Origin of the sequence: Nonomuraea sp. NPDC026600, assembly GCF_040638335.1 — a bacterium.
In the GTDB taxonomy this organism is placed as follows: Bacteria; Actinomycetota; Actinomycetes; order Streptosporangiales; family Streptosporangiaceae; genus Nonomuraea.
Genome location: NZ_JBEZYD010000009.1, coordinates 56,638 through 68,633, shown reverse-complemented (window position 1 = coordinate 68,633; position 11,996 = coordinate 56,638). Strand labels below are relative to the sequence as shown.

Here is an 11,996-nt window from a genome sequence, read left to right as displayed (position 1 = left end):
ACGTGGCCTGCTGATCAGCGTGGGCGGCTGAGAGCGGCCTCGGCCAGATCCGTCCATGTCTCGGCCGAGGAGTGGGGCACGACCACCCAGTCCTTTATCGCCCTGCCCTGCCCCGAGGGGTCGAACAGAGACGCCCCGGGCAGTTCGAGCGCAGCCCTGTGCTCGGGGGTATCCCTGACCAGCCGGAACACCATCGCGCCGTCGCGCTGCAGGCTCGCGAACACCTTCCCCACCTGATCTTTGAGCGCGGGACTCCCCATCATGCTGGAGCGAAATTCATCATACGAATAACATATTCGCACGTGAGTATGCTGGTCCTGTGAGAATCCCCTTGGAGGCGCAGTGACCGCCGAGTCATGGACGCCCCAGCCTGGCCTGACAGCAGACGCGCCCGGCACCTCGCTGGGCCCGATAGAGCGGCGCCGCTCACGTCGCCTGGGAGACACCGTCGTCGCCCACTTGGTCGACCGGATCGTGTCCGAGGTCTATCCGGTGGGCGCGGTCCTGCCCACAGAGCCTGAGTTGTGCGCGGAGTTCGGGGTCTCCCGTACGGTGGTTCGAGAGTCGATCAAGCTGTTGGAGGAGAAAGGCCTGGTCAAGGCCACCCCGGGCCGAGGAACCTGTGTCCTGCGGCCGATCGGCTGGAATCTTCTCGACCCGGTCGTCCTGGAAGCGCAGATCCGTCATGACAGTGATCTGGCCGTCCTGGACGACCTCGTCAACGTCCGGGCGGCGCTCGAATGCGACATGGCAGCCCAGTGCGCCCGAGTGATCACACCAGACCAGGCCGAGGCGTTGACCAGGCAGGTGACCGTACTCGCGGAGACCTTGAGCGATCCGATCCGCTACGCGGCCGAGGACGTGATCTTCCATGAGATGATCATGATTGCGTCCAGCAATCGTCTCGGGCACGCGATCATCCACAGCATTCACGGCAAGGCGAGGCTGTCCAGTCGCTACAACGGCGCTCCGAGCACCGCCGACTTCGCGCAGTCGCTGGCCGAGCACCAGCAGATCGAGGCGATGATCCTCCGAGGGGATGGCCAAGGGGCCGCCGCCGCGATGCGGGTTCACATACTCGGCTCATGGGCCAAGCGCCGCCGGGGCGTCCACGACGCACTCGGCCGCAAAGCTGGCTCGTAAGCCCCACGCGCGATGTCCGGCCGTCGCCTGTCTCAATGACGTTCCACCCCACCGCCGGTCGGGCCACCGTCGCCGTTCCCGAGGATGCCCTGTGGCGGGCGGAAGTCCAGCTCGCTCGCCCACCACAGGACCTTGATCAAGGAGTGATCTTCATGCCGCTGAATTCGGCGAGGCCGGGCTTGCCGACGTCATGCGAGGTGTGCAGCACTCCGGCGTCGAGGAGTTGTTCCCCGCCGGCGAGGGGGGCCGCGGCGCCGATCTGGATCCAGGTGGTGCCGTTGGTGGAATAGTAACCGGCGACCTGGTCACCCGTTCGCGACAGCTTGAGCCAGACCGGCGCCTTGACGCCCGGCTGCTGGCTCTGCGCGTCGAGCAGGCCGTCCCCGTCGGTGTCACGGGCGAAGACGACCCCGTTGGAGGGGGTCACGACGACGGCGGCGTACCCCAGCGACGTACGGGCACCGGTCAGATCGTCGCGGACGACGACGCCGGACTTGGTCCAGGGGTTGCTCTCGTCCTGCCGGTCGACCCGGGTGGTGACGTCCCCATCCGCGTCGATCGCGTCCTTCTGGTAGATCGTTCCGTACTCGTCATCGTGCTGCCCGCCGAATCCCCAGACGTCGGCGCCCGCCGCGGCGATGGCCAGCCGGTCCGCGGACTGGCCGAACGTCGCGGGCACCGAGCCGAAGGTGACCCACGGGGACGTCACCGCCGACCCGGTGAGGTAGGTGCCGCCCGCGGTGAGCTCGCGTTCCTGGCTCTCGTCGCGGAAGGTCGCCTTGACGGAGATGGTCCGGCTCGTGATCGGTGACCCGTTGGATGCCGCAGAGTTCCTGAGTTTCCAGACACCCTTGGTAGAGGTGCCGCCGGGCACCGAATGCTCGGCACGCTGAAGCCGTTCGACCTTGGAGCCGTCGTCGGTCTGGATGAGGAGGTCCAGGTTCCGCAACCGGGCTTGGCCGACGTTCGTGATCGTCGCGGTGACCGTCATCGTTCCGTCGGTCAGCGGTGCGGCGGTGACGGCCAGGTGGCCGCTGCTCGGGTGGGAGACGCCGGGCTCGCCGCGGCGCTCGACCGGCAGACCCGCCTCGTAGATCACCTTGTAGGCGGCGAGCGGCCACTCCTTCGAGGGGACGTAGACGTTGCCGGTGACCACGTCGCCTCGTTGCCCGTTGACGGCGTTCGTGTTCGTCGAGTTGGTCCAGTTGCCCGTCACGGTGTTGTTACCGGTCAGGTGCGGTCCCTGGTTCTCGGTGAGCCACTGGATACTGTTCAGCTGCTCGAAAACGTTGTCGCGGAAGGTGCCGAAACGTGTGCCTTCGTCGGCGTAGACACCGTAGAACGGGTTGCCGTAGGTGTAGTTGCGCTCCCACACCGTGCCCGGGTTCGCGGAAAGGTTGTAGAAAGCGCCACCGTCGGTGTGCATCCGCATGATGTCGTGCACCAGGTTGCCCACGATCCGGTTGTTCTTCAGGGTGGTGGGGGTGGCGTACTTCGGCTGGTACTTGTAGAGGCCGCGCCTCACATACTCAGGGCTCCCTCCCGCGTCGTTGGTGCCCCATCCGTAACCGGCGTTGATGCCCGAGTACGGAAGGGTGTGCACCTCGTTGTGGGAGATGACGGCGTTCTCGGGATAGGTCGTCAGGATTGCCACACCCGCGGTGTAGGTCTTCGCGACGTCGTGTACGAGGTTTCCGCTGATGTCGATGTCCTTGACGATCATGCGAGGGTCGCTCGGGTGGTGCGCGTCGGCCTGGATTCCGCCGACGGTGATGCCGTTGCCCGCGATCTGGGTGAATGCGGAGTCCCGGATCGCGATCCGCTGGGTTCCCAGCCCGACTCCCGAGGCGTGGGCGTTGGCGTCGTTGCCGACCCCGACGCCCACCGAACCCAGGTCGGAGTAGGTGTTCCTCGTGAGAGTGATGTTCTGGGCCGCGGACACCTGCACCGCGGCCGGCATCTGGTGCCAGTGCGGGCGGCTTGCTTCGAACTCCGGGTAGACGGTGTCGTCACCGATGAAGGCGCCGGTCTGCTGATCGGTATAGCCGTACCGCGTGCTGGGCAGCCGCCAGGTGGTGTGGGAGAACTGGATGCCCTCGAAGGTGATGTCACGCGCCGGTGCGTCGTAGGTGCCGCCGATCTGGAGCAGGGACTCCAGCCGGGGCAGTTCGACGTCGGCCTTCCTCACGTCCTGCCCGTCCAGCGGCTTGTAGAACATCTTCTTCGCCGCCTCGTCCAGATACCACTCGCCGGGCTCGTCGAGCAGCGCGAGCGCGTTCTCGACATAGAACCCGCCCTCGTGGAAGGGAGCGCCCAGGTGATCCCAGCCGAAGGTGTTGTTCCGCCAGGCAGGCTGCTCCATCCGTATCAGATCGCCGTCGACGCTCTGGATGGGCGAGTACCGGTCGGTGAAGGAGTTGATCCCACGGATTTCGGCCTTGTCGATACCCGGTAGCCGCAGCAGCCAGGCCGCGCGGGAGTTCGCGATCGTGTAGCCGTCAGGGGTGATCTTCAGATCGTCGCGGTTGATCGCGGTACGTGCTCGCGGCGCCATCTTGCCGTCGACGTAGAGCTGACGGGTGGCCGCATCGGCCGGCACCGGAGCGGACCAGATGTTCTTGCTCGCGTCGGCCTGCTGCCAGCCGGTCACCGGCCGGCCGCCGGAGATGACGGGATGGGCTTTCCGGTCAGCCTGCCAGATGACCTTGTGCCCGTTGGTCCCGGAGTCCTCGCTGGTCAACACCAGCGGGTTGGCGACCCGGTAAATGCCAGCAGTCAGAGTGACGACGATATCGCCCCGCATGTCGTCGTTCAGGGCCCGGACGGCGTCCCGGGCCTTCTGCGGCGTGGCGAACGGGCGGCCACGCGTCCCCGGGCTGGCATCGTCACCGGCCGGTGACACATATACGTGAGTCGTCGGCGACGCCGATGCCGGCGTCGGGGCGATGAACGAGGCGGCGGCCACCAGCGCGGGCACCACGTAACGCCAGGCCCTTCGTGATGTTCCCGACCTGCACCGTTGATCATCCTCAGCGAGTGTCACGGCAATCCTCTCAGCGTCACGAGGTTGGGGGGGCGGGGCGCCACAGAGGCATCGATTCCATCAGCGGCCCCAGAGACGTAACGTGCACGTAACGTAATTCGTATTATGTTTGCTGTCAATGCCGACCCCCTTCCACAGCCCGCGAATCCGCGCAGACCTGTTAAGACTGATGTCCCCGCAAGGAGTCCTCGTCCGCCACCTCGTTGTGCTGGAATCCGGATCGTGCCTTGATGCCGGGGAGGAGTCGCTCAGCGGGCCCGTAGTCTTCGGCCGGGTGGAAGAACAGGCGGGACACGGAGCTGAGATCGCGGAGTCGTGTCTCGTACTGCTCGAGCGCGTCCTCTCGTTCTCGGGCGCTGAGACGGCGCGGCATGTAGGTGACGAATGGTGTGAGGATGTCGAACCCGCTGTAGCGGAGCAGGCCGTTGTGGACGGGCCAGAGGACGTCGAGCAAGGCCCCGTCGATTCCGTCGGGTGCGTACGTCTCGGCGGAGGTCCCCGTGGTGACCGAGACCATGGCGAGCTTGCCGCGCATCAGGCCGGTGTCGTACTTGCGGCCGGGCAGGTAGGCGAAGCCGCGGGTGAACACTCGGTCGGCCCAGCCCTTGAGGATCGCGGGCATGCCGAACCACCACATCGGGAACTGCAGGATGAGCAGGTCGGCTTGGTGCAGCTTCGCCTGTTCGGCCCGGATGTCGGCGGCTATCGTGCCGCGCTCGTGCGCGTGGGTCTGTTCGTGGTCGATGCGCAGGTAGTCGGGGTCGGCGTGATCGCCGGTGAAGTCATCGGCGTCGGCGACTGCTTTGAAGCGCATCGCGTAGAGGTCGCTGACCTCCACGGTGTGCCCCTCGGCGCCGAGAACCTCGGCGGCGCGGCGAGTGAGCGCGGCATTGAACGATCGCGGCTCGGGGTGTGCGTGGACGATGAAGACCTTCATGGTGTCCTATGCCGGGGTCTGTCGTGCCATCAGTACGACGGCGGCGTCGTCGCGGGTGTCGAAGTAGACGAATCCGGAGCCGTTGTCGCGCTGTCCGCGCATGCTGACGGTGAGGCCGAGGGCGGTCGCGTCGGACACCGCGGCGTCAAGGTCGTACTCGAATCCGATGTGGAAGACGCCCTCGCCGTGGGTGTCGAGGAAGCGGCGCTGCGGGCAGTCGAGCGCCGGCGGCTGGCAGAGCTGGAGTTGCACGTTGTCGAGATCGGCGAACTTGTAGCGCAGGGCGCGGAAGGCGTCCGGGTTCGAGACCGACAGTCTGGTGAAGCCGGTCAACGGCGGATAGTCGTTCCATGGCCCGATGCCGATCGACTCGTAGTAGGCGACGCTCTTGTCGAGGTCGTGGACGACGAGGCAGAAGTGGTGCAGGGTTCGGAACGGTGTCTTCACGGGAGAACCTCCATTGACGATGCTCATGCGGAGACTGCTGCCAGGGTGCCCAGAACGCGTTCGTTGAATCCGTCCATGTCCAGGGTCCGGCTGCTGACGGGCGCGAGGTCGTAGGTCGGCGGCGCGGTGTCGATGACGTGGTCCAGGGCTTGCCGGACTCTCGTGTGCAGGTCGAGCGCGGCGAGGTCGGGACACCAGGCGAACAGATCGGCGAGGGCCAGCCAGGCGCCGGTGGGGTTCGAACGACGGCTGCCCGTCCGGTGCGGCGACGAGCCGTGCGCGGGCTCGAACAGAGCGGTCGCACCGTGTCCAGCGGGACGCTCGGGGTTGATGGTGGCTGATCCGCACAGGGCCGGCGACCCGGCGCGGGCACAGACTATGTCGGACAGAATGTCGCCGAAGAGGCCCTCGGTGACGATCACCGCGGGCAGCTCCGCGTACTTGACCAGTTCGTAGGCGGCTCGGTCGACGTTGACATCGTCGAACCGCACCGCGGCGGCGTGTGCGGCGCGGCGCCACAGCCGGGAGGTGGCGAACACGCTGGCCTTGTCGACGCTGATGGCTCGGCGTCCCGGATGGCGCAGGGCGTGGTCGGCCGCGATGTCGAAGACCTCCCGTACACGTGCGGGGTCGAGCACGAGCCGGTCCTCCGCGGGGCGGACGCCGTCGCTCTCGACGCGTCGCTCGGGGCCGGCATAGGCGCCTCCGGTGATGTTGCGGACGATGATCACGTCCTCCTCCCCCGGTACGCGGACTGTTCGCACGCTGATCCGGAGGTCGAACAGGTGCCGCAGTTCGATCAGCGCCGCTTCCGGGTTCGGGCACTGTTCGGCGGTGATCCCGGGATGGGTGCCGACCGCGCCGGACAGGATGACGTCGGCGTCGCGGCAGGCCTGAACGGTCGCCGCAGGAAGGATCGATCCCGTCTGGGCCCATCCCGTGCTCCCGTAAGGCCACGGACCGGTGAGACGGACCGGGACACCGTCCTGCTCGAGCTGCCGGAGAAAGGCGATGGGGCCGTCGAGGATCTCGGCGCCGATGCCGTCGCCGGGCAGGAGTGCGATGGTGGTCATGGCAGCAGCAGGCTCCGTGTCTGGGTGGTCATGATCGCGGCGGCTCGGGCCGGGCCGACATGTCGCTGCAGCTTGTGCAGCCACGGGGCGACGGCCGCAGCCGGTGGTGGATGGTCGGCATGACCCAGGTCGCCGCCGAACACGAGCAGTGACCTGGGATAGGTGCGGGTGAGGGTGAGACTGGCTTGTGCCGGGCCGCCGAGCAGGTCTGGAAGGATGCCGAGCTCGAGGTAGGCCCCGACGTCTCGAAGCGCGCGGGCCGCCTCGTCGTTCCAGTGGAGGAAGGCCATTTTCGGGTGGTTGACCAGCAGTCTGCGCACGCCCCGTCGGCGCGCCTGAGTGAACAGCACGACAGTCTCGTGCGCGGACAAGTGCCCGCTGGCCAGGAGCAGGTCGTGGTCGGCGACGACGTCGAGGACATCGAACCACTCCGGTCGCAGGGCCCCGTCATCGCCGATGACATCGACGGGGCGCAGTTCGAAGCCGCGGTGCACGGACAGTTCCGGGGAGGAGGCTCCTGCCTTGTGGGTGCGCGCGGAGACGGTCGGCATCCAGACGACCCTGCCGCCGAGGCGCGCGGCGACCTCGACGGCGTCCGGGTTGGCGCCGCCGACCGGGCTGTTGAGGACCACGCCGCCGTAGACGCCGTCACCGGCGGCCGCGGCACGCTCGACGGTGCTGCCCTCGTGGGCTTTGAGTACCACGGTGGTGAAGCCGGCGGCGCGTTCCGCCGCCAGGGTGGCGCGGTCGTCGCCGTGGCGGGGCAGCAGGCTGGGTGAGGCGTGCGCGTGCAGGTCGGCCATGTCCGCGGCCCACTCCGGGAGCTCGTCCAGCGCGGCCCCACTGGCCTGGTGCGCCGGCACGCCGCTCATGCGAGCTCCACCCATTCCAGGACGGGTCGCTCGGTGAGCAGCCGGCGCTGCACCTTGCCGGCGGCCGCGTCCCGCGGCAGGGTGTCCACCCGGGCGACGGCGACGGGCCGCATGAACGCGGGCAGCTTGGCGATGCACGTGATCAGAGCCTCGATCGGGAGCGAGTCGGCGACGGTGTAGAGGACGACCTCCTCGTCGACGAGGGCGCCTTCGCGTTTCCACACGGCGAGGTCGGTGATGCCCGCCACGGCCGCGAGGTGGTCTTCGACGTAGGGGATCGGGACGAACTCGCCCTTGACGCGGATCGACTCGGCGGCGCGTTCGAGGAACACCAGGTAGTCGCCGCCGTCGGCACGGCCGAGGTCCGCAGTGTCGAACCAGCCGTCGGCGTCGCGAGCGGGGTCGACCCCGTCGGCGGTGACGTAGCCGTTGAACAGCGCGGCGTGTCCGCGCTCGCGGACGAGGATCGTACCGCTGTCATCGACGCGCCAGTCGATGTCGGCGCGGCCGGGGCCGCCGTGGCGGCCGGCGTCGGCCGGGATGTCGTCCGCGGCGGTCCAGCGTCGCAGGTGCGACACTCCGCCGGCCTCGGTGGAGCCGTAGCCGGACAGCGCGGCCGGGATCGAGAATCGCCGCAGGAACTCGGCGTCGGCGTAGAACATCGTGCGGACCTGGTGTCCTTGGGCATCTTGTGCCCTCGTGGCGCGCTTGAGGATCTCCACCGGCGGTGCGTGCAGGATCAGCACGCTGATCTGTTCACCGACCACGGCGGGCCAGAACCCGCTCGCGGAGAACCGGCCGACGGTGAGCGCGTCCGCACCGGTGAGCAGGGCGGTGATGACGCCATAACCCATCGGGTTGATGTGGAACAGCGGCAACGGCGCGAGGACCCGATCCGCCGGGGTGAGGTCCAGCGCGGCGCCCATGGCCGCCGCCAGCCGGCGGAAGTAATCGTGGGTCTGAGCGCAGAATTTCGGCAGACCGGTGGTGCCGGAGGTGTGCATGTACGAGGCGATCGTGAATCGATCGGCGTGCAGCCCAGGCATGGCGGCGGCGTCCGCGTGGCCGCTCGCCCGGGCGAGCGCCATATCGTCGTCGCCCAGGACCACGTCGGGCGCGAGAGGGCCGAGCATGCGCGCGACGAGCTCGCGGGGATACGACGGGTTGACGAGCGCGACCGGAGTTCCGGCCAGCAGGCAGGCCAGCCAGGTGAGCAGGTAGTCGGTCGAGGTGGGGGCCACGAGCGCCACCCGCTGTCCGGGCCGCAGCCCGCCGTCGAGCAGAGTGTGCGCCCGCCCGGCGGCCAGCGCGAGCGCGTCGGCCAGCGGCACCTGGTCGTCGACGGTCCCGAGCCTGAGCCCCGGTCTGGCTGCGGCCTGCTCGACGATGGCGCGAGCCAGGTTGGCGGCCGTGTTCACGCCAGGCCCTCATGGCCGGGGTCCTTCAGGACGCGCCGGGCGATGTAGTTACGCATGATCTCGCCCGATCCGCCGGCGACCTTGAGGACCTTGATGTCGTGGAGGATGTCGGTGTACGCCGTGTCGAAGTACAGCCCATGGCCGCCGACGAGGCTATAGGCGGTGTTGGACGCCTGCTCGGCGGCGTTGATGGCCAAGTGCTTGGCTGTGGTGGTGCGCAAGGAGAGGTCCTCGCCGCGTTCACCGGCGAGGGCGGCGTCGTCGCGGGCCAGCGATGCCGCTTGGAGTGCGGTCCAGGCGTCGGCCAGCATCCATTGAATGCCCTGGAAGCCGGTCACCGTGGTGTCGCCCACCTGGCGGGTGGTGGCGTACCGCAGGCCCAGTTCGAGGGCGCGCCTGCCGAGGCCGACCAGTTCGGAGGCGTTGCCGAGGCGGCTGATGTTGAACGTGGACAGGAAGGTCCGGAGCCCGGCGCCGGCCGGGCCGAGGCGTGCCGAGTCAGGGACTCGCACCTGGTCGAACTCGACGTCGGCGGTGCGGATGAGCCGCAGGCCGACGGGGTCGGTGACGGTGGTGGTGATGCCGGGCAGGTCCATGTCGACGAGGAAGCTGGTCAGCCCCTCCTCGGCGATGGCGTAGAAGAGCGTCACATCGCTGTCCGCCCCCAGGTTGACGTGCGTCTTGCTACCGGTCAGCAGCCAATCGCCGCCGTCACGGACCGCCGTCGACCTCATGGCCTTGAACGACGAGCCGGCGTTCTTCTCGCTGATCGACTCGGAGAAGACGGCCCGGCCGGTGGCGATTCCGCGCAGCCAGCGGTCCTTCTGCTCATCGGTGCCCCAGTCGAGCAGCCAGCGCTGGCCCTGGGCGGCGATCTGCCCGGAGATCAGTCCGTGCCGGCCGACCTCCTCACTGATGACGACGTACTCGGCGATGCCGCCACCGAGCCCGCCGTACTCGGTCGGCACGAGCGGGCCGAGGTAGCCGAGCCGTCCCAGCTCGGTGTAGAGCTCCCGGGGAAAGCGCCCGTCACGGTTCGCGGAGTCCAGCTCCTTGCGGTGCTGTTCGCCGAAGGCGGCCAGCTCGGCGGCGGCCGTCTCGATCCAGGCGGCTTTCGCCGGATGGGTGCTCAGCATCGGATACATCAGTTCTCCTTCCGTCGGCGCGGCAGTGACCACATCTGCCGGGCGCGTTCGATCTCCACGGCCCGGTCCCATGCGTCGGCGCCCAGCACCGTGTGCCGCAGGGTCGCGGTGAGGGCTCGCGCCAGCGCCGGGTCGGCGGCCAGTTGGGCGACCAGGACGCCGGCGCTCGCCAGCAGCTCCGCGGCGGGGACGGCCGCCCAGGCCAGCCCGGCGGCCACGGCTCGCCGGGCGTCGACCCGCCGCCCGAACACTCCCATGGCGGCGGCCGGCCCGGCGCCGCCCGCACGGGCGATCAGATGCAGGTGACCGCCCCCGGGGTGCAGCCCGATCGCGGCGAATCCGGAAACGAACACCGCGTCGTCGGACACGATGCGCAGGTCCGCGGCGAGGGCGAGGTTCATGCCGGCGCCGATCGCGGGTCCGTTGACCGCCGCCACCGTGGGCACGCCGAGCGCGCCGAAACGCCGGAAGGCCGCGTACAGTTCGTCGAGCCCCTCGTACACCTCGTCGCCGCGGGCGCCCCGGAGCCGATCCAGCACGGCCGTGTCGGCGCCGGAGCAGAACGCCGGCCCGGCGCCGGTGATGATCACCGCGCCGATCGTGGCGTCGGCGTCGATGCGCTCGCATGCGGCGACGAGGTCGGCCGCCGCCTCGGTGTCAAGGGCATTGCGCCGCTCGGGCCCGTCCAGGGTGATCCAGGCGGTCCCGTCCGCGACCGCCACCTCCACGCGGGTGGCGCCCATCAGAACACCAACCCCACCTGGTCGGCGTTCGCCGCCACGGCGAACCGCTCCAGCTTCAGGGCGCTGGTGTCCAAGCTCGTGATCGCGCCCTGGACGACCTGCTCGGCGACGAGCCGGCCGATCTCCGGCGCCTGCATCAGGCCGTGCCCGGAGAAACCGCAGGCGTTGATCCAGGTCGGCGCGGCAGGATCCGGTCCGAGGATGCCGTGCCGGTCGGGAGTGTTCTCGTAGGTGCCGGCCCAGCAGGCGCCGCGATCCAGCGGCAGGCCGGCGATCCACGGGAATCGCCCGGCGGCGCGTTCGAGCACCGCTTCCATCCACGGCCAGTCCACGGTCGTGTCGTAACCGTCCGTCTGGTCCGGCCGTGCCCCGCCGAACAGCAGCCGCGGCCCCTCGCTGCGGACATAAACGCCCGATCCGAGATCGATGGTCATGGGCAACGGAGATGGCAGAGCACCGGGGGCGGTCGCATAGATGTTGCGACGGGAATGCACGACCGGCACGGTCAGCCTGGCAAGGGCGGCCAGCTCGCCCGCCCAGCCACCTGCGGCGTTCACCAGATGCTGGGCGCGGATGGCGCGCCCGCTCGCGGTGACATGCCAGCCGCCGGTCGTGTCGTCGGAGGTGATCGCGCCGACCCGGTGCCGGAAGAGCACTTCCGCACCGGCGTTCCTGGCCAGCGTCAAGAACGCGCTCGTCGCCAGGTGCGGATCGACGACTCCGTCGGCCGGTCCCCAGGTGGCGCCCGCGATACCCGCCGGGACGAAGGGCGTGACGCGCTCGGCCGCGGCCACGTCGAGGACTTCGACCGGTACCCCGTGCCTGCGTTGCACCTCTACCGCGGCCAGCTGGGCCTCCCAGGCGGCGTCAGGAACCAGCAGCAGGTATCCGCTGGGCCGGTAACCGACGTCGATGCCGTGCTCGGCGGGAAACGACCGGAACCGGCGGATGCTCCGCCACGACATTTCGATGTTGAGCGGATCCGCCCACTGCGCGCGGATCGAGCCGAAAGAGCGGCCGGTGCTCCCTTCGGCCGGTCCGTTGAGGGCGTCCACGACGACGACCTGCCGGCCCGCCCGCGCCAGGTGGTAGGCGCTGCTGGCACCTACGATGCCGGCGCCGACGACGAGCGCGTCCGTGACGAGGGTCTTGCCCATGTGGGCCTCCCGTTCCTG

The 11,996-nt window shown here is 69.1% G+C and carries 11 protein-coding genes; 1 reads left to right on the top strand and 10 read right to left on the bottom strand.

Annotated elements, in window-relative coordinates:
* Positions 1-14: 14 nt before the first annotated feature.
* On the bottom strand, positions 15-224 hold the full coding sequence (locus AB0F17_RS22200; protein WP_358025739.1) for a hypothetical protein: 210 nt from the start codon (positions 222-224) through the stop codon (positions 15-17).
* Between the two features lie 118 nt (positions 225-342).
* Here AB0F17_RS22200 and AB0F17_RS22195 point away from each other — a divergent pair, with 118 nt between their 5' ends.
* On the top strand, positions 343-1,143 hold the full coding sequence (locus AB0F17_RS22195; RefSeq protein ID WP_358025737.1) for a FadR/GntR family transcriptional regulator: 801 nt from the start codon (positions 343-345) through the stop codon (positions 1,141-1,143).
* Between the two features lie 136 nt (positions 1,144-1,279).
* On the opposite strand, the gene AB0F17_RS22190 is transcribed toward AB0F17_RS22195, so the two are convergent.
* The 9 genes from AB0F17_RS22190 to AB0F17_RS22150 all read right to left on the bottom strand — a co-directional run bounded on the left by AB0F17_RS22190 (position 1,280) and on the right by AB0F17_RS22150 (position 11,978).
* On the bottom strand, positions 1,280-4,120 hold the full coding sequence (locus tag AB0F17_RS22190; RefSeq protein WP_358025735.1) for a hypothetical protein: 2,841 nt from the start codon (positions 4,118-4,120) through the stop codon (positions 1,280-1,282).
* Between the two features lie 226 nt (positions 4,121-4,346).
* On the bottom strand, positions 4,347-5,123 hold the full coding sequence (locus AB0F17_RS22185; RefSeq protein WP_358025733.1) for an NAD(P)H-dependent oxidoreductase: 777 nt from the start codon (positions 5,121-5,123) through the stop codon (positions 4,347-4,349).
* A 6-nt stretch (positions 5,124-5,129) separates the two neighbouring features.
* The gene (locus tag AB0F17_RS22180) at positions 5,130-5,570 is read right to left on the bottom strand and encodes a VOC family protein (protein WP_358025731.1); all 441 of its coding nucleotides are present in this window, start codon (positions 5,568-5,570) and stop codon (positions 5,130-5,132) included.
* 23 nt (positions 5,571-5,593) lie between these two features.
* Complete coding sequence (locus AB0F17_RS22175; protein ID WP_358025729.1) at positions 5,594-6,643, bottom strand: isocitrate/isopropylmalate family dehydrogenase; 1,050 nt, start codon at positions 6,641-6,643, stop codon at positions 5,594-5,596.
* Positions 6,640-7,515: a DUF6282 family protein gene (locus tag AB0F17_RS22170; RefSeq protein WP_358025727.1), complete on the bottom strand. Its 876-nt coding sequence runs from the start codon at positions 7,513-7,515 to the stop codon at positions 6,640-6,642. The genes AB0F17_RS22175 and AB0F17_RS22170 overlap by 4 nt, the downstream gene beginning before the upstream one ends.
* Complete coding sequence (locus AB0F17_RS22165) at positions 7,512-8,933, bottom strand: class I adenylate-forming enzyme family protein (RefSeq protein WP_358025725.1); 1,422 nt, start codon at positions 8,931-8,933, stop codon at positions 7,512-7,514. Before AB0F17_RS22165 ends, AB0F17_RS22170 begins: the two co-directional genes overlap by 4 nt.
* The gene (locus AB0F17_RS22160; protein WP_358025723.1) at positions 8,930-10,078 is read right to left on the bottom strand and encodes an acyl-CoA dehydrogenase family protein; all 1,149 of its coding nucleotides are present in this window, start codon (positions 10,076-10,078) and stop codon (positions 8,930-8,932) included. Before AB0F17_RS22160 ends, AB0F17_RS22165 begins: the two co-directional genes overlap by 4 nt.
* Positions 10,078-10,821 carry an enoyl-CoA hydratase-related protein gene (locus AB0F17_RS22155; RefSeq protein ID WP_358025721.1) on the bottom strand — a complete coding sequence of 248 codons (744 nt, stop codon included), beginning with the start codon at positions 10,819-10,821 and terminating at the stop codon, positions 10,078-10,080. The genes AB0F17_RS22160 and AB0F17_RS22155 overlap by 1 nt, the downstream gene beginning before the upstream one ends.
* Positions 10,821-11,978: an FAD-dependent oxidoreductase gene (locus AB0F17_RS22150; protein WP_358025719.1), complete on the bottom strand. Its 1,158-nt coding sequence runs from the start codon at positions 11,976-11,978 to the stop codon at positions 10,821-10,823. The genes AB0F17_RS22155 and AB0F17_RS22150 overlap by 1 nt, the downstream gene beginning before the upstream one ends.
* Between the last annotated feature and the right edge of the window lie 18 nt (positions 11,979-11,996).

Bases quoted from the DNA above. Each gene is read 5' to 3' on its own strand.
- AB0F17_RS22185 (WP_358025733.1), bottom strand. From the start codon at position 5,123: ATGAAGGTCTTCATCGTCCACGCACACCCCGAGCCGCGATCGTTCAAT.
- AB0F17_RS22175 (WP_358025729.1), bottom strand. From the start codon at position 6,643: ATGACCACCATCGCACTCCTGCCCGGCGACGGCATCGGCGCCGAGATC.
- AB0F17_RS22170 (WP_358025727.1), bottom strand. From the start codon at position 7,515: ATGAGCGGCGTGCCGGCGCACCAGGCCAGTGGGGCCGCGCTGGACGAG.
- AB0F17_RS22160 (WP_358025723.1), bottom strand. From the start codon at position 10,078: ATGTATCCGATGCTGAGCACCCATCCGGCGAAAGCCGCCTGGATCGAG.
- AB0F17_RS22155 (WP_358025721.1), bottom strand. From the start codon at position 10,821: ATGGGCGCCACCCGCGTGGAGGTGGCGGTCGCGGACGGGACCGCCTGG.
- AB0F17_RS22150 (WP_358025719.1), bottom strand. From the start codon at position 11,978: ATGGGCAAGACCCTCGTCACGGACGCGCTCGTCGTCGGCGCCGGCATC.